Below are 16,592 nucleotides of genomic sequence, written 5' to 3'. Positions count from 1 at the left end.
TGAAGGGTGCTTATTATAAAGGTAACAACTTAAAGGAGGAATCATTCATGAAAAAACAGTGGAGTACGATTAAAGAAGGTATCATTCAAAGGAAAAAGGTAATCATGACAGTGTCCATAGCGTCTGTATTGCTTTTCGGCGGTGCTGCTGGAACGACGGTATATGCAGTCAATAAGGGGAACCTATCCGAGGATGAGGCTGTCAAAATGATTTCAGAAAAACTAGGCGGGGAAGTTACTCAATTTGAAAAGGATTGGGACCAGCCGATGACCTATGAGATGACCGTAAAAACGAAAGAAGGCTATCAGGACGTTGACGTTGATGCTGAAAAAGGAGAGATTCTTTCTCTGGAGACGGAAGACGGTGATGATGAGGATATGAGCACACAACAAGCCGTGGAAACTGCAAAAGTCAGCAGTGATCAAGCTGAAAAGATTGCCTTGAAAGCGGTGGATGGTCAAGTAACGGATATCGAGCTGGATTCAGAGAATGGCACCCTTGTGTATGAGCTGGAAATAAAACAAGGACTAAAGGAATATGATGTAGTGGTGGATGCCACCACGGGAAAAGTATTGAAAAACCAAATGGATGATTAATCATATGTCATGTCGATAGTAATCCATGATAATGGAGATTGAAATGTATGAAAGGATTTGCCGGGTGGCAGATCCTTTTTTTATTTGCCAAGCCAGTGGGGAAGTGAAGCTTCCGCATCCTTAACGATCATATTAGTTCCTGGCTTCAGCATTGTTGAAAGATGGGCTTTTTTATACATATAAGAAGGAATTGAAAAGTAGAATCGCGAATAGGGGCATTAAGGAATCATATACAATGGAGGAATGTTTATGGGGAATTTGGAAAGGGCCCTGCACTTAAGGGAAAAGAAAGAATTCGAAAAATCCAATCGTATATTGATGGATCTAGCAAAGCAAAATCCCGGTGATGCAGTCATACAGTATCAGTGTGCCTGGAGTTTGGATATTCTCGGACTTGAGGTAAAGGCGGTGCCCTATTATGAAGCGGCACTCGAATTAGGTTTGCCGGAGGACGATGCAAAAGGGGCCTACCTCGGGTTGGGGAGCACATATCGCACAATAGGGGAATATGAAAAATCAAGACGGACATTGGAAACCGGACTGGCGAAGTTTCCTGGGGATAAGGCTTTATTGGTATTCAGGGCCATGGCATTTTATAATTTGGGCCAACATGATCTTGCGATGGAATCTCTTTTGAAGATCATTGCCGAAACCTCGAGGGATCAAGAAATACAATCTTATGCTAAGGCGATAGAATTTTATAGTGATAAACTGGATAAAGTTTTCACATAAAATCGTGCTCATCCCCAAACTATCCACAAACCTGTATAAAACCAGTCATTTTTACATAGCCGAAATGAATGAATCAACAAATTTGATGGGGAAATTCTTGCTTTTGCCACTTTTACGGATAAATGAATGTGGATAACCTCGGATTGTGGATAACTTTCCGGTTTTATTCACTACTTTTCCACAGGTAATCCACATATTCACCTTTAATATGAAAAAAACCCTGGCGATTAAGTCTCCAGGAATTTTTTATTGTAATGACTTAAGGCTAAAAGGGGATAAATATAACGATAGCTATGATAATGGATATACAAAAAATTTGCCATTCCCTGGCCTGCAGGATAATCATTGGTCCAGCTTTCTTGTTGACCTGCACGGATGAGATAGGCAATGCCTTTTTCAATCTCGGCTGCCGGCCTTTCTGATGCCGATATCAACGCATCCACAGCCCAGGCTGTATGTGTCAGTGTGCTAGTTCCGAGGGGGATATATCGTTGCTTGATATCACTGTAACAAGATTCACCCCAGCCGCCATCTTCATTTTGAATTTTCTTCAACCAAGTTAAGGCTTTTTGGATGGATGGATGTCCAGTGGCTTGCCCTGCTGCCTTCAGGCCGGTCAGTGCAGACCATGTGCCATATAGATAGCAGATGCCCCAGCGCCCATACCAGGAGCCATCACGCTTTTGGTCTTCCAGTAGCCAATCCACCGCTCTTTTACTGACTTCTTCCGGCTTTTTCATATTTGTATAGTTCCCCAGGAATTCCAGCGTCCTTCCTGTCAGATCAGCGGTGGAAGGATCAGTCAGGAGATATTTCGAACCCTCTATGGGAATAAGCTGCAGCCATTTATGGTCGTTATTCCGTTCGAAGGCGGGAAATCCACCATCATCATTTTGCATGGAGATCGTGAAGGCGACACCGCGCTGCCAGCTGTCCCGATTATCCGGCTTTGCTTGCAATTGCTTAGCCAGCGCCCGCAGTGAGGCGGTCGTATCATCGACATCCGGATTCATGGTATTCAAATCCGAGAACCCCCAGCCGCCGGGAATTGCGTCAGGATTATGGATCAGCCAATCTCCATACATATAATGCTGGCGTGACAGCAAGTACTGATTGGCCGCCTTGACCGCTTTGTCTTTGAAAGGCATTCCCGCTTCTTGAAGGGCGTAGCTTATTAAGGAGGTATTCCAAACATGGGGCGTCGTGAACTGGATATGTGTGTGTCCCTCAATGGAGCAGGCCATCCCCTTCAGACCGGCAATGGCCTTTAGAATCACTGGATCTCTTTTCGAATATCCAATTGAAAGGAGGGCAAAGATCATGAAAAAGGTGGAGCCGAAATAATTGTACAGTGTCCCGTCTGGTTCCAGCCTGTCGAGCATGAACCTTTTCGTTGAATCCAGGGCCAAGGAATGCAAATAATCCGGATATCCAATCAAGGTTTTGACGCCTGTTTGAAGTTTGGAGAAGAAGGAACGATATTCTTCGGTACGGTATTCTTCCCACACTTGCTCTTCGGAACTGTCCTCCCTTGTTTGAAATAAATCTTTTAAACTTGGCGTGTCCGGGGTCGTGATCTGAAACTTTTTATGGCCAAGCAATAGCAATGGAATCATGTTGACCCGCCCATATACGGAAAGATCATAAATGCTGACGAAAAAGGTCGGTGGCAGTAAGACCACTTCGAGAGGAATGGGGAATAGGCGCGGCCATTGATATTGTCCGGTGACAGTAAGCATCATTTTCGTTAACATTTTGGCCTGTTTGATGCCGCCCTTGGAAAGAATGAATTGTTTGGCTTTCCTCATATGGGGATGATTCTTATTGCGGAGTCCGCTAAAAAGAAGGCCATAGTAAGCCTCGATCGTAACCGTAACATTGCCGTCCTTCTCATCTTGGAAAAGTTTCCATGACCCGTTTTCCGTTTGCTTGCTTTCGATTCTTTTTACTAAAGCCTCTATAAGAGGAGTATCTTCCATATCTAGAATTTTCAATAATATGATCATATAGGCATCTGCTGTTATCCCGGTGTCAAAGGGATAATTCCACGAACCATCAGCGGATTGGTCTTGTTTCAAGCGATGAACAAGGCGATTGATTTCCGATTGTACATGTTGGTTCAATGTCTTTCCTCCTCAAAAAACACATTTTCCGTTTATATGTATATTCAAAACTTGTCGTTGCATTCAAGAAATCATGTCAGGCGCATCGTCCCACATGAATAAAGGAGGGGGAACTAAAAACGCTTTGGCAATGAAAGCTGCCAAAGCGTCATTTAGATCCTATGCATCATTTAACTGGTAAGGAAGATGACCGCATATAGCGGTAAATCGGCAGTTCTTTTCCTTTGGCAGCCGGGATGAAATTGAATGTCACGTAGCTGTCTATGCCCTCAGGTTCGAGGGCAAGGGAGATGAAGTTGGCATCAGGCTGAGCCATGTCGAAAACATAGCTTCCTTTTGGGAAATCCCGAGTTTTTGAAGTGACGTTGGTGGTGACTTCCCTTGTGGAATGTCCGCTTTCCAGTTCAGCGGAAACTTTTATATCATTGACCCTATAGCTTTCAACAGCTACCTTCATGGGTTTTTTTAATTTTTTCACTTCTACTCCCAATAGCTGAAGTTTTTCAGCGATATTTTTATATTCGGGCGGAAGGATATAGGCTGTCGGACGATCTCTGACAAGGGTAGGGTAGGCATCGGTTGAATCCAGCCAATCGATGGAGGCATCGACCATTTTCGCTTTCGCTAAATCGACTACCGTCAATTTTTGATCCTTAACCAATTTATTTTCGCTGGTGATGACGATTTTATCGTTATCATTTGCTCTTCGCCCTTTTTGCACGATTTCCGTTTCTGCCTGTTTAACGGCCTTTTTAACTTTACTTGCCTGTTCGGCTGTCGTTTTGATGAAGGCTGCCTGTGCTTTAGCTTGTGCAAAAACACGTCGATTAAAATCGGTACGGCCGATATTGATTCCCCTTGTTTCGATTAAATAGGTCATTGTATTTTTCAAGCCGAGGGCGTTTCGGCCAATCCGGGCTTCGGTGCTTCCTTCTGTGGCGGTAAGGACCCCATCATCAGAAGTGGCCAGTGTATAGTAATCGTGATAGGAAAGCTTTTCTTTTTCCAATGTTTTAAAAACATTGGGTAAAAGCAGTTGATCGGATGCTTTTCGAAGCTGTTCGGGAATATTTAAATTCTTGGCTGAGGAGATGAGTAAATCATAAGAAGCGATCGATCCATTTGCTCCGACCTTTTTCAGGGGGACGGGATTCACTGTATATTCATGTACATCCAGAATGACTTCCGGTTCATAATCATCGATTGATTGATGAATCGTCTGTACTTCAGGATATTCCACTTTTAAGTAGTCCCTATTCGCATCCATGTCATTTGCGGTAAATCGTTTGAAATAATAAGAGCCATCGGGATTGACCCGTGGAACGATGGCAACATTGACTTTATCGAGGACATCACCAAGCTTGCCTTCAGCCAGCCATTGTGCAAGGACTAATGTTGATTCACCCGATGCGGGTTCATTGCCATGGATCTGACCTTGAATCCAAATCAATGGTTTATGTGAACCCTTAATCGGTCTTTTTGAATCCTTGCTGAAAAGAAGCATCGGGATGTCGCGTCCTTCTGTGGATTTACCTATCGTCTTGACCTGGATGTTCTTGTTTTTATGGGCGAGGGACTTGATATGATCAAACATTTCTTCCTGGCTCGTAAAGGCGATCTTGTTTTGTTTAAAGGCAGGGGTCTTGAAAGAAACATTAGGGTCAGGGAAAAGGTGGGAGAGGTTATCTGGTTGAATGTAGCTTGGACCATTTCCATAATAAGGGGTGAATTCTTCGGCTTCGGCTAAGGGGCCAGGCAATCCAGTGACGAGACCTAGTGTTACGACTGATACAATGGTAGGAATGATTTTTTTCATGGACGTCCTCCTGTCTATCTTTTTCCATAAATTATCATATATTAAACTATTTATACAGTGAAAACATATGAAATAGTGAAAAACAGGAAGTAACGACTAGATTAATGATTCCATGGTAAAATTCGCAATCCTTTTAATAGATGTTCATCACCTGTATTCTGTATAATTACAGGTGGAAAGTCAAAATGATACAGATCAAGCTATTTGCTTGGCCCGTATCATTTCAATTCATCATATAACTTATTTAAAAGATCCTGTGAATCTTCGCCGCTCATTATCTGGCCGTTCACTTTCGCATAGGGGGTTTTCTTACAAAGTTTACACTCACTCAAACATTCATATTCCTTATATTGAATCCTTGGATTCTCTAAGAACTTACCATAATCGGCAATTGTTTGTTCATTAAGGAAGCGGTCAAGATTATTTTGGCAAAATTCAATTTGGATTTTCGCCTTTTTTGAGAACACTTTGGATAACAAGTTTTTCATCATATCGCTTCTTTCATTGGAAGAGTAAATATTTGTTATTTTGATTTTATCACTTCCTGAAACGAAATGCATGGTTGATTCATCCGAATCCATTACAATTTGACTATCGGGAGAATATCAAGTATTTCCCTTGTATATATTGACACATGTCCAAGAAATGATAGAATAAGAATGGATGATAATGAATCTCATTATCACGAATGGAAGATCCTTGTAACTATAGCAACTTAATGAGTCCCATTTCAATAGGTGACTTAATGATAGTCTTTATTCAAATATATTTAATTAAAAATATTATCGCTGTATTAAAGTGAGATAGGAAGAGTAGGAAATGTAGATGAAGATAAGATATTTAGTCATGGCGTTAATTGTTTTATCATTTACGTCATTATTCATTGGTGTAAAAGATATTACCCCCCTGGATTTATTGAATCTAAGTGATGATAAAGTGCAAATCATGCTGCAAAGCCGTTTCCCCAGAATGGTGACCATAGTCATTGCCGGTATTGTGATGAGTATAAGCGGTCTGATCATGCAGCAATTGAGCCGCAATAAATTTGTATCCCCGACGACTGCCGGTACCATGGACTCTGCAAGGCTGGGACTTCTTCTTGCCATTATCATTTTTCCATCGGCAGCACTTATTGAGAAAATGGCATTCGCTTTCATATTCGCTTTGGCAGGTACATTCTTGTTCATGAAAATTCTTGATCAAGTGAAATATAAGGATACGATCTTCATTCCATTGGTTGGTTTGATGTTTGGTAATATCGTAGGATCGATCTCGACTTTCTTTGCCTATAAATATGATTTGATTCAAAGCCTCAACACATGGATGAATGGTGATTTCTCGATGATCATGTCGGGAAGGTACGAACTTATATATCTAAGTATCCCGCTAGTCATTCTCGCATACTTCTTTGCCAATAAATTCACTGTGGCAGGGATGGGTGAGGAGTTTGCTATCAATCTAGGACTCAATTATAAGCTTATAGTCAATTTTGGATTGATCATCGTGGCATTATCCTCCACTGTCGTTTTGTTAACGGTGGGAACGATTCCTTTCATAGGATTGATCGTACCGAATATTGTATCCCTTTACCTTGGTGACAATTTGAAAAAGAGTCTTTCTCATACAGCATTGCTAGGGGCAGTCTTCCTATTGATCTGCGATATTCTGGGCAGGATCCTCATATATCCATTTGAAATCCCGATCGGACTCGTGGTTGGTGTGATAGGAAGCGCCGTATTTATCTATTTGATACTGAGGAGAAAGGCATATGAATAATAAAAGTAGGATCATTATATTGGCTGTTCTTGCAGCTGCTTTAACGGCAGGTTATATCTTTTGGGACCTTGGCCCGAATTGGGACTATGCACTGCCGAGAAGGGTCATAAAAATCATCGCCATCATCGTGGTTGGCTGTGCAATTGCTTTTTCAACAGTAATTTTCCAGACGGTCACGAATAATAAAATCCTGACGCCAAGCATTTTAGGGTTGGACTCCATGTATATGCTGATTCAAACGGGAGTGATTTTCATCTTCGGTTCAACGCATATCATGATCATGAATAAAAATCTCAATTTCCTGATTACACTTGCGGCCATGCTCATTTTTGCAAGCCTGCTGTTCAAGTTCATGTTCAAGAAAAACCGCAATATTTATTTCCTATTGCTGATCGGTATCATCTTCGGAACCTTATTCGGCAGCATGTCTTCATTCATGCAGGTATTGATTGACCCGAATGAATTCCAAATCATTCAAAATAAAATGTTCGCCAGCTTCAATAATGTCAACACGGACCTGTTAACGTTAGCTATTATCCTCATGATTGCGGCAATGATATATTTCATGAGATTTCTGAAGTATTTAGATGTCATGTCCCTGGGAAGGGACCAAGCCATAAACTTGGGTGTGGATTATGATTTTGTCACGAAGCGGGTTTTAATCGTCGTTACGGTTTTAATTTCCATTTCGACTGCCCTGATCGGTCCGATCACGTTCCTTGGATTGCTTGTTGCAAATGTGGCTTATCAATTCATTAAGTCCTATCAGCATAAACATATCCTCCCGGGTGCAATGCTGATCAGTGTGATTGCCTTGGTCGGCGGCCAATTCATTGTAGAGAGGATCTTCACGTTTTCCACGACCTTAAGTGTCATCATCAACTTTGTCGGCGGCGTCTATTTCATCTATCTTCTATTAAAGGAGAATAAATCATGGTAGAAGTGAAAAATTTATTCAAAAAATATAATAATAAAACGGTTGTCGAGGATGTTTCCATTGAAATAATGAAAGGGAAAATCACATCCTTCATCGGTCCCAATGGAGCGGGGAAAAGTACCGTCCTTTCGATGATCAGCCGTCTCATTACCCGGGATTCAGGAGAAGTCCTGATCGAGGGTAAGGATATGGGGAAATTCAATAGCAATGAACTTGCGAAAAAGATTGCCATCTTAAAGCAGGCTAACCACATCAATATCCGTTTAACGATTCGTGAACTCGTCGCCTTTGGCCGTTTTCCTTATTCACAAGGAAAGCTGACGAAAGAGGATTGGAAATACGTCGATGAAGCGATTGAATATATGGAACTTGCTGACATGCAGGATAAGTTTCTTGACCAGCTTAGCGGCGGGCAGCAACAGCGGGCCTTCATTGCCATGGTCATTGCTCAGAACACGGAGTATGTGCTTCTTGATGAACCCCTGAACAATCTTGATATGAAGCATTCCGTCCAAATCATGAAGGTATTGAGGAGATTGGCCGATGAATTGGGGAAAACGGTCATCATCGTCATTCATGACATTAATTTTGCATCCTGTTATTCCGACTATATCGTCGCATTGAAGGATGGCAAGGTTGTTCATAATGGTCCTACCGAACAAGTCATCAATTCCAATGTATTAAAGGAAATTTATGATATGGATATTGAAATCCAAAGTATCAATGACAATAAGATCTGTGTGTACTTCACATAAGACAATTCCAAAATTGGTTTTAAATTACTTCAGTATTCATAGCCGTCCAGAAGTCACACTATACGCTTCTTAGGCAGTTAAGAGTTGGCGGGCGCCCAAGACTTTAGCCGCCTCCTGTTCATCTGGCAGGAAAAGTGTTGAAGGTGAACTCTGTGATGGTGAGGATTCAATATGTAATTTTAAATAAAAAAATTTTTCGAGGTGACCATAATGATTAAGAAATTATCCTTACTGCTTTTGGTTGCAATGCTGGCTGTAGTGGCTGTAGCTTGTGGATCAGATAAGGAAAAAGAAGAATCAAGCACGAAAAAAGAAAGTGCTAAAAGCGAAGAAATTACGGTTAAGCACCAACTAGGCGAAACGAAAGTAAAAACAAACCCTGAAAAAGTCGTTGTATTCGATATGGGTACTCTTGATACTCTTGATAAATTAGGTGTGGAAGTAGCAGCTGTCCCTCATGATGGACTTCCGGAATACCTTTCTAAATATAAAGGTACAACTGAAAATGCCGGTGGATTAAAAGAGCCTGACTTCGAAAAAATCAACGAAATTGCTCCAGACCTAATCCTTATTTCTGGCCGTCAATCTGAAGCATATAAAGAATTAAGCAAAATTGCCCCTACTGTTTTTGTAGGTGTGGATACAACAAAGTATATGGAATCGTTTGAAGAAAACGTAACACTTTTGGGTAAAATCTTCGATAAAAAAGACGAAGCAGCTAAAGAATTGGCAAGTGTTGAAGAAAACATTAACGCTTTGAAAGAAAAAGCTCCGACTGACAAAACTGGTTTAATCGTTCTGGCCAGCGGCGGAAAAGTAAGTGCTTACGGACCTGATTCAAGATTTGGAATCATCCATGATGTATTCGGAGTACCTGCAGTGGATGATAAATTGGAAGTATCGACACATGGTCAAAGTATTTCTTTCGAATACATTGCTGAAAAAAATCCGGACTACCTATTCGTTGTAGATAGAGATGCGGTTGCCGGTGATGGAGCTGCAGCAAAAGAAACGATTGAAAATGACATTGTAAAAAATACAAAGGCATTTAAAGAAGGTAACATCATTTATCTAGACCCTAACTACTGGTATTTATCAGGCGGCGGTTTAGAATCTGTTGACGCTATGGTTAAAGAAGTTTCAGAAGGCATTAAGCAATAAATATGATGAAAGATAATCCTGTCCCCGATCGAGGGGCAGGATTTTTTATTTTTTATAATAAAGCTGGATGAAACAAATATACTAACAAAGGGGAAGAAAAGAATTCCTGCAAAACACAGGTAAGCTTATAATAAGGCGCCCACAACCCAATTAAGGGGGAATGGGAAAGGACAAGGTCTATATTCCGCCTGTTGCCCCTGCTATGGCTTATATGGCCTGCAATCGTAAGAATATGACCCTTCAGCCAAAATGGAAAATTCAGTTTCTTCCTATTATACTGTCTTTTGCATCCTTTCCGGTTCCAGGAGGGATTTGAAATCGTAATTTATGTTAAATTTGGGAAATTGCATCTTTTATGGATGATAAAAATATTATGATCTCCACTTCAAATTATCGGGGAGAATTCGGTGTCATTAATTTTCAGGAAAAATTATTAGAAAAAAGCTGAATAAAAAAGCTGAGGGGAATGATGTCGATACTTCGTGTAATCCATTTGTTATTTTTTGAGATTCAAGGGTGACTGGACGCAATAATGAACGGGTCAAACTTTTACAGGCACGGGGTTTCAAAAGTACGGATGAGAAAAGCATCCATGTAACCGGCAATCCATTTTAAACTGTCGAATTATCGGGAAAAAAATCCTGGGATATAACCATAGCTTTCAATAATTGAAGGTTTATATCTTTACATATTTTGTAATGTGCTGGTTTTTTTATAAAGAGTCGTTTATAATGGTAAAAGCCTGAAGGACGTTAAAATATTTAGTGACTGCCATCCGCAGTCACACCAAAAAATTACGGTAATATTTATTGGATTAAGACATGTAGTTCCTATATATTTGTTATAGGTGCGCTGAACATTCGAGACTGGCGAAACTCTGTTATTTTTTCAAAGGCTTGTTCATAAGCTAAAGAAGTCTTCTGGATATAAGAGTTATGGATGTGACAAAAGGTGGTTTTCACAATCTTGACTATCCAAGTGAAAGAATGCTATTATAAGGTTTCCGATTTTCCGTCTTTTGTAAGTTTGTAAAAATTTATATAAATAAACCACTAGATTAATAGAGGTGAAAGCATGAATAATTTTCTTAAAAAAAGCCGGCATTTATTTGCAGATAACATACTAGGCTTTTTCTTTATTGCGGTAGTCTTGTTTTGGATAAAAACTTATATTGGATATCGAATTGAATTTAACTTAGGTCTTGAAAATGGCCTGCAACAGTTCTTACTGTTCATAAATCCGATTAGTTCAGCCATTTTATTCTTTGGCTTGGCACTATTGGCTAGAGGCAAAAAATCGTTTAAATGGATTATCAGGTTGAACCTATTGATGTCCTTATGGTTATTCTTCAATTTTGTATACTACCGGTCATTTACCGATTTCATTACATTGCCAACTTTGACGCAAGTGCAAAATGCCGGTGATTTGGGACCGAGTATTTTAGAATTATTTAAAGGCCATGATGTATTTTATTTCCTTGATACGGTTCTTTTGATCGTATTGTACAGATTCAAAGACTTTAAAGTGGAAGACTTCAAAGTCAAACGCCGTACAGTTGGAATGGTTTACCTAGCGGGACTAGCAATTTTCGCCATCAATTTGGGACTTGCTGAAAAGGATCGCCCGCAATTATTATCAAGAACATTCGACCGGAACTATATCGTCAAATATTTGGGCATGTTCAACTATACTGTTTATGATGCCGTTCAGAATACTAAAACATACGCTCAGCGTGCGACTGCAAACAGCACGGATATTGCCGAAGTCGTCAACTATACGAAGGCAACAAGCGCTGAACCAAACCCTAAGTACTTTGGTGCAGCCAAAGGCAAGAATGTCATCTACCTGCATTTGGAATCGATGCAGAATTTCCTGATCGATTATAAGTTGAATGGGGAAGAAGTAACTCCATTTTTGAACTCACTTGCAGCAGATAAGTCAGATTTCATGCGCTTTAATAATTTCTTCCATCAAGTAGGCCAAGGTAAAACAGCGGATGCCGAATTCATGCTTGAAAATTCCCTGTTCGGTTTACCGCAGGGGGCAGCATTCACAAACCGATCTCAAAATACGTATCAAGCAGCACCAGCGATTTTAGGACAACAAGGATACACTTCTGCTGTGTTCCATGGTAATTACAAATCTTTCTGGAACCGCGATAATATGTATAAGTCTCTTGGCTTCAATCAATTTTTCGATGCTAACCATTATAATATGGAAAATAAAGAGGAAGTACTAAGTTATGGATTAATGGATAAGCCGTTCTTTAAGGAATCGATTCCAATGTTAGAAACGCTTAAACAGCCTTTCTATGCAAAATTCATGACGGTATCTCATCATTTCCCATATGCAATGGACCAGGAAAAAGCAACAATCGGAAAGCATACGACAGGCGATGCTTCCGTTGATAGTTACTTCCAAACTGCACGTTATGCCGATGAGGCGCTTAAAGAGTTTTTCGATTATCTGAAGGAATCCGGTCTATATGATAACTCGGTAATCGTTATGTATGGTGATCACTATGGTATTTCCGAAAACCATAAAGAAGCCATGTCAAAAGTGCTTGGCAAGGATGTTGGCGCATTTGAGAATGCCCAATTGCAACGTGTACCATTATTGATTCATGTTCCAGGTGTTGAAGGCGGGGAAATGAATCAATACGGAGGACAGATTGACCTTCTCCCGACTTTATTGCATCTGATGGGAATTGAATCTAAAGATTATGTACAATTCGGTTCCGATTTATTGTCAAAAGATCATAATGAAGTGGTACCTTTCAGGAATGGTGATTTTGTAACACCGGAGGTCACTTCCATTAAAGGGAAATATTACGATACTAAAACAGGAGAATTGGTCGAGGAAAATGATGACATCCTCAATTATAAAACGAGAGCTGAAACGATGCTCAATTTATCCGACCAAGTAGTGAACGGCGACTTACTCCGTTTCTATACTCCAAACGGCTTTAAACCGATTGATCCTGCTGACTATGATTACACATATGATGAAGAAGGTTCTAAGGAAGAAAAGTCCGATAAATAAGGCTAATGAAAAGAACAGGCAGGAAGCCATCGCTTCCTGCCTGTTCTTTTATATGCGTAATCCTTTATTGGTCATCATGGCAATATACTTTCTGATTTCATCAGGCTTCCCTGCATATTTTTCGGCACGCTGTTCGTCTTTCATGATTTTATCCTTTGCTTTGACCAGGATTTCTTCACCCTTATCTTTGGGCACGACCACTACTCCATCTATGTCCCCTATGATGATGTCCCCTGGATATACGGTGACACCTCCACAGGATATGGGCACATAGGTTTCGCCTACGCCTGCCTTGCCGCTAGAGGCAACCGTCGTCCCTTTGCTGAAAACAGGGAAATTCAATTGTTTAATGGCTTCAAGGTCGCGAATGACCCCATCGACTACGAGGCCGCCAATTTCCATGGTTTGCATCATGCCGACAACAAAGTCTCCTGCTATAGCCCGGTATGTATCACCCTTGCTGTCAACGACAATTATATCCCCAGGCTTGGCTTCACCGATTGCTTTTAACACGGCAGAATTATCACCGACGGGAATCTGTACGGTCAAAGCTCGTCCGGCCATACGAAATTCTTCCTTTAAGGGTTTTATTGCTGAATCCAGATTGCTCAACCCTTCCATTGCATCTGAAATCGCCGTGGTGGGCAAATTCCTGAACTGTTGAATAAGATTATCCATGACTATGATTCCTCCTTAAGAGTTAATGAATATAGCCTAATTATACAAAAATTTCGTAATTTTCTAATAGTTTTCAGCTTGATAAAATGGTAAGTGTTGTTCACTGTCTGTTACGCCGGTTCATAACCGAACTGCGAATTTTTAAGAAATACAGGCACCCATTTTTTCATTTTTAATAGGAAGTGCTTGAAGGAGTGATGACTATGCCATGGCAACAAAAAATTAGCTATTTAATAGGTCAGCCTGTTGGGATTTCATTAACGAATGGACAAGGGACGTCAGGTGTTTTTTGTGGTACTTCAGGTGAAAAGCTTCTTGTTATTGAATATATGTATCAAGCACAATTCGCCTTAAAACAATACGATTTTTATATGATTCAGGATATAAATTCATTTCCGCCCTGTCAGAACACACAACCATTATATTAATGAAAAGACCCAGTTTAGAGGGGCTTCAGGCTTTATATAAACTCGATGAAAATCGAATTTGCCTAAAGTTTTTTTACGGTTTGTACAATTTGAACGTTGCCTCCAAGTATTCGCTATCCGCGGGCGGTCCGGGAGCCTCCTCGGCGCTTCTGAGCCTGCGGGTTCTTTATGGACGCGCATTTCCGCAGGAGTCTCGCACACCCGCTCCAATTGTTATAACTCTTAGATAGAACCCTTTTGCCTACAGTCTTCATTGTTTGTTTAAAACTTAAGGTGATTCCTCAACCCTTCCATTGCATCTGAAATCGCCGTGGTGGGCAAATTCCTGAACTGTTGAGTAAACTATTAGTTTTCCGTTTGATAGTATGGTAAATGAGTGTAATCAATACCTGAAGGGGGAGGGAAGCTCAGCTGTCACAAGGGGGTTGAAGTCCAATTCCGTTTTAATCAAACGATTGATTAAACTGTATAGATCATCGCTATGAAGATTGAAATCCTGCATAGATACAGTCCTAGCAATAGTAATGGTCGGGTCTCCATGGCAGTTTATCCGTACAGGAACATTCTTCCGAAGCAAGGGTAGAATGCTGGTGCATATCCTCGGTATTTTTTACTGATCTGGATGGGGGTGTCAGCGAAGAAATCCATAACACAGCCAGTGTGCAGGGGATACTTACATTCTTCAAAGCAGGAGCAGAATCAAGACGGATGTTGCCAATGTAAGCCAAAGGGGGCTGAAAACTTCTGGATGAATGATTAAAAAAATGATTCCTGCAATCGTGGCGGCCTGCTGTATGGTCATATGTCTAATGAAGTGGATTCCAGCTTTAAAACAGGCTTTAAGAAGAGGCATTTGATTCATTTTCATTCCTCCTTTTACTTTCAATAATATGACCAGGCATAAAAGAAAATACATGGTGATTCGTTTTCTGCTCAATTATTACGGGTATAGTAAAGGTAAAATAAAAGGAGGAATCTAGGTGATCATTGTATATATTAGTCTTGCCCTCTTTATCGGATCGATTATTTATTTAGCGTTTTTTGCTTTTAAAACATTTAAGGATACCAAACCGACAATTGAAAATGTGAATCAAACCGTTACACGCATCCAGGCCAAAACGGATCAGATTAAATCGGAAACGGACCAACTCGCCATGACCCAGCAAGAAATCACTGAAGATGTTGAATATAAAAAAGAGGCTGTCCAATATACGGTTGAGGCGGCTAAAGAAATACCTGAACCCTTTAAGAATATTTGGTTTTCAATAAAAGGTGACAAGTGGAAGCTTAGAAACAGAAGCGATGCATAAGTGTTTGACCGATCTGAAATGTACATGATATAGTATGGAAATACTATGTTTCTAGGGTTCCTCGGTTGAATGTTACCGGCCGGAATGGTCCAAGAGAAACGCGCAGTAATCTGCGTACACGGAGGGAAAAAAGCCCGGGAGGTTATGAAAGATGACCTCCCGGGCTTTTTCTGTAATTGGAGGCGGAAAAGATGGCATGGATTCAATTGGTGATTGCAGGATTATTTGAAGTGGTATGGGCGACAAGTCTAAAGTATACCGAGGGTTTTACGAAATTATTACCTTCTATCATAACGATTGCTGGCATGGTTATTAGTTTTTATTTTTTGTCATCGGCGATAAAAACTCTGCCTATGGGAACAGCGTATGCAATCTGGACTGGAATAGGGGCTCTTGGGGCTGTTCTGGTAGGCATCATCGTTTTTAACGAGCCTAAGGATGCGATGCGATTGGTATTCGCCGGTTTTATTTTGGTTGGAATTATCGGCTTGAAGGTCACTTCTTCTGAATAATCTGCCCACTCCTCGCAAATAGTAATGTTAAATGATTTTTGAGGAGTGAAGAATATGAACTATAAAGCGATAGTATCAAGTGCAATGATGGCTTTAGTGATTACAGGTTGTGCAACGAATGATAACGAAGATGCCAGTGAAAATCTTGGCCTGAATCGTACTCATCAGGATAATTTGGATAATCCGATGAATGTAGGCGACACAAGGCAAAATGTTAATAATGTCAATAATGATAATAATATCAATAATGATAATAATGATAATGGCGTAAACGGTATGAGGGTCTCCGAGGATATCTCAAATCGAGTCGAAGCTTTGAAGGAAGTAAGTAACGCAAATGTCATCGTGACTGAAAATAATGCCTATGTAGGCGCAGTATTAAAAGACGGCGGGGAAAAGGATATCTCGAATGACCTTAAAGAAAGGGTTGCTGATGCAGTAAGGGCAGCGGATCCATCTGTAGACCAAGTTTATGTGTCGGCAAATCCGGACTTTGTTCAAAGAATGGATAGGTATGCGAATGATATCGAGAATGGAAAACCCGTTGAAGGATTTGCTGAAGAGTTCCGTGAACTTGTAACACGGATCTTTCCAAGTCCAAGATAATTGGAAAATTAAGAAGTAAAGACCTATCCGGTGGATTCCGGATAGGTCTTTTCCTATTTTAAAGATATCCGTGGAACATGACTAACTTTAAATAGGGTGGTTACAATAATCGAATGAACG

The 16,592-nt window shown here is 40.6% G+C and carries 16 protein-coding genes and 1 riboswitch; of the genes, 11 read left to right on the top strand and 5 right to left on the bottom strand.

What is annotated here, in order from left to right; translation table 11 throughout:
• The first annotated feature begins 47 nt into the window (after positions 1-47).
• The gene (locus MKX49_RS23925; protein ID WP_340878061.1) at positions 48-596 is read left to right on the top strand and encodes a PepSY domain-containing protein; all 549 of its coding nucleotides are present in this window, start codon (positions 48-50) and stop codon (positions 594-596) included.
• Positions 597-845: 249 nt separating this feature from the next.
• Positions 846-1,328 (top strand): tetratricopeptide repeat protein, encoded by a 483-nt coding sequence (locus MKX49_RS23920; protein WP_340878060.1) that lies wholly within the window; start codon positions 846-848, stop codon positions 1,326-1,328.
• 227 nt (positions 1,329-1,555) lie between these two features.
• Here the strand turns inward: MKX49_RS23920 and shc are convergent, their stop codons facing one another.
• From shc to MKX49_RS23905, 3 genes are all read right to left on the bottom strand, one after another.
• Positions 1,556-3,451 carry a squalene--hopene cyclase gene (shc, locus tag MKX49_RS23915; RefSeq protein WP_340878059.1) on the bottom strand — a complete coding sequence of 632 codons (1,896 nt, stop codon included), beginning with the start codon at positions 3,449-3,451 and terminating at the stop codon, positions 1,556-1,558.
• A gap of 166 nt (positions 3,452-3,617) precedes the next feature.
• Positions 3,618-5,267, bottom strand: coding sequence for a M14 family metallopeptidase (locus MKX49_RS23910; protein ID WP_340878058.1), 1,650 nt, complete (start codon positions 5,265-5,267; stop codon positions 3,618-3,620).
• A gap of 218 nt (positions 5,268-5,485) precedes the next feature.
• Positions 5,486-5,827, bottom strand: coding sequence for a DUF1450 domain-containing protein (locus tag MKX49_RS23905; protein ID WP_226990537.1), 342 nt, complete (start codon positions 5,825-5,827; stop codon positions 5,486-5,488).
• A 265-nt stretch (positions 5,828-6,092) separates the two neighbouring features.
• Between MKX49_RS23905 and MKX49_RS23900 the strand changes: the two genes are divergently transcribed.
• From MKX49_RS23900 to MKX49_RS23880, 5 genes are all read left to right on the top strand, one after another.
• Positions 6,093-7,043, top strand: coding sequence for an ABC transporter permease (locus MKX49_RS23900; RefSeq protein WP_048688135.1), 951 nt, complete (start codon positions 6,093-6,095; stop codon positions 7,041-7,043).
• Complete coding sequence (locus tag MKX49_RS23895) at positions 7,036-7,983, top strand: iron chelate uptake ABC transporter family permease subunit (RefSeq protein WP_048688138.1); 948 nt, start codon at positions 7,036-7,038, stop codon at positions 7,981-7,983. The genes MKX49_RS23900 and MKX49_RS23895 overlap by 8 nt, the downstream gene beginning before the upstream one ends.
• A complete protein-coding gene (locus MKX49_RS23890) occupies positions 7,977-8,735 on the top strand; it encodes an iron ABC transporter ATP-binding protein (RefSeq protein ID WP_034310071.1) in 759 nt (252 codons plus the stop codon). Before MKX49_RS23895 ends, MKX49_RS23890 begins: the two co-directional genes overlap by 7 nt.
• A gap of 213 nt (positions 8,736-8,948) precedes the next feature.
• Positions 8,949-9,896: a siderophore ABC transporter substrate-binding protein gene (locus MKX49_RS23885; protein WP_445670174.1), complete on the top strand. Its 948-nt coding sequence runs from the start codon at positions 8,949-8,951 to the stop codon at positions 9,894-9,896.
• A 1,074-nt stretch (positions 9,897-10,970) separates the two neighbouring features.
• On the top strand, positions 10,971-12,938 hold the full coding sequence (locus MKX49_RS23880) for an LTA synthase family protein (RefSeq protein ID WP_340878056.1): 1,968 nt from the start codon (positions 10,971-10,973) through the stop codon (positions 12,936-12,938).
• A gap of 48 nt (positions 12,939-12,986) precedes the next feature.
• On the opposite strand, the gene MKX49_RS23875 is transcribed toward MKX49_RS23880, so the two are convergent.
• A complete protein-coding gene (locus MKX49_RS23875) occupies positions 12,987-13,616 on the bottom strand; it encodes an RraA family protein (RefSeq protein ID WP_340878054.1) in 630 nt (209 codons plus the stop codon).
• A 203-nt stretch (positions 13,617-13,819) separates the two neighbouring features.
• Between MKX49_RS23875 and MKX49_RS23870 the strand changes: the two genes are divergently transcribed.
• Complete coding sequence (locus tag MKX49_RS23870) at positions 13,820-14,044, top strand: hypothetical protein (protein WP_340878053.1); 225 nt, start codon at positions 13,820-13,822, stop codon at positions 14,042-14,044.
• A 682-nt stretch (positions 14,045-14,726) separates the two neighbouring features.
• Here MKX49_RS23870 and MKX49_RS23865 read toward each other — a convergent pair.
• Positions 14,727-14,906, bottom strand: coding sequence for a hypothetical protein (locus MKX49_RS23865; RefSeq protein ID WP_034310080.1), 180 nt, complete (start codon positions 14,904-14,906; stop codon positions 14,727-14,729).
• A gap of 118 nt (positions 14,907-15,024) precedes the next feature.
• On the opposite strand from MKX49_RS23865, the gene MKX49_RS23860 reads away from it, so the two are divergent.
• The 3 genes from MKX49_RS23860 (at position 15,025) to MKX49_RS23850 (ending at position 16,472) form a co-directional block, all read left to right on the top strand.
• Positions 15,025-15,354 (top strand): DUF948 domain-containing protein, encoded by a 330-nt coding sequence (locus MKX49_RS23860; protein WP_072272279.1) that lies wholly within the window; start codon positions 15,025-15,027, stop codon positions 15,352-15,354.
• A gap of 40 nt (positions 15,355-15,394) precedes the next feature.
• A riboswitch (guanidine-I (ykkC/yxkD leader) is annotated at positions 15,395-15,497 on the top strand.
• 48 nt (positions 15,498-15,545) lie between these two features.
• Positions 15,546-15,866 carry a quaternary ammonium compound efflux SMR transporter SugE gene (sugE, locus tag MKX49_RS23855; RefSeq protein ID WP_034310082.1) on the top strand — a complete coding sequence of 107 codons (321 nt, stop codon included), beginning with the start codon at positions 15,546-15,548 and terminating at the stop codon, positions 15,864-15,866.
• Positions 15,867-15,920: 54 nt separating this feature from the next.
• The gene (locus MKX49_RS23850; protein ID WP_340878052.1) at positions 15,921-16,472 is read left to right on the top strand and encodes a YhcN/YlaJ family sporulation lipoprotein; all 552 of its coding nucleotides are present in this window, start codon (positions 15,921-15,923) and stop codon (positions 16,470-16,472) included.
• The last annotated feature ends 120 nt before the right edge of the window (positions 16,473-16,592 follow it).

Origin of the sequence: Peribacillus sp. FSL M8-0224, assembly GCF_038003055.1 — a bacterium.
Lineage (GTDB): Bacteria > Bacillota > Bacilli > Bacillales > DSM-1321 > Peribacillus > Peribacillus frigoritolerans.
This window is presented reverse-complemented; position numbering and strand designations above follow the sequence as displayed.

What these genes read in the sequence shown, in the direction of transcription:
- MKX49_RS23925 (WP_340878061.1), top strand. Translation starts at nt 48, where the DNA reads ATGAAAAAACAGTGGAGTACGATTAAAGAAGGTATCATTCAAAGGAAA.
- MKX49_RS23920 (WP_340878060.1), top strand. Translation starts at nt 846, where the DNA reads ATGGGGAATTTGGAAAGGGCCCTGCACTTAAGGGAAAAGAAAGAATTC.
- MKX49_RS23910 (WP_340878058.1), bottom strand. Translation starts at nt 5,267, where the DNA reads ATGAAAAAAATCATTCCTACCATTGTATCAGTCGTAACACTAGGTCTC.
- MKX49_RS23905 (WP_226990537.1), bottom strand. Translation starts at nt 5,827, where the DNA reads ATGCATTTCGTTTCAGGAAGTGATAAAATCAAAATAACAAATATTTAC.
- MKX49_RS23900 (WP_048688135.1), top strand. Translation starts at nt 6,093, where the DNA reads ATGAAGATAAGATATTTAGTCATGGCGTTAATTGTTTTATCATTTACG.
- MKX49_RS23895 (WP_048688138.1), top strand. Translation starts at nt 7,036, where the DNA reads ATGAATAATAAAAGTAGGATCATTATATTGGCTGTTCTTGCAGCTGCT.
- MKX49_RS23890 (WP_034310071.1), top strand. Translation starts at nt 7,977, where the DNA reads ATGGTAGAAGTGAAAAATTTATTCAAAAAATATAATAATAAAACGGTT.
- MKX49_RS23880 (WP_340878056.1), top strand. Translation starts at nt 10,971, where the DNA reads ATGAATAATTTTCTTAAAAAAAGCCGGCATTTATTTGCAGATAACATA.
- MKX49_RS23875 (WP_340878054.1), bottom strand. Translation starts at nt 13,616, where the DNA reads ATGGATAATCTTATTCAACAGTTCAGGAATTTGCCCACCACGGCGATT.
- MKX49_RS23870 (WP_340878053.1), top strand. Translation starts at nt 13,820, where the DNA reads ATGCCATGGCAACAAAAAATTAGCTATTTAATAGGTCAGCCTGTTGGG.
- MKX49_RS23865 (WP_034310080.1), bottom strand. Translation starts at nt 14,906, where the DNA reads ATGAATCAAATGCCTCTTCTTAAAGCCTGTTTTAAAGCTGGAATCCAC.
- sugE (WP_034310082.1), top strand. Translation starts at nt 15,546, where the DNA reads ATGGCATGGATTCAATTGGTGATTGCAGGATTATTTGAAGTGGTATGG.
- MKX49_RS23850 (WP_340878052.1), top strand. Translation starts at nt 15,921, where the DNA reads ATGAACTATAAAGCGATAGTATCAAGTGCAATGATGGCTTTAGTGATT.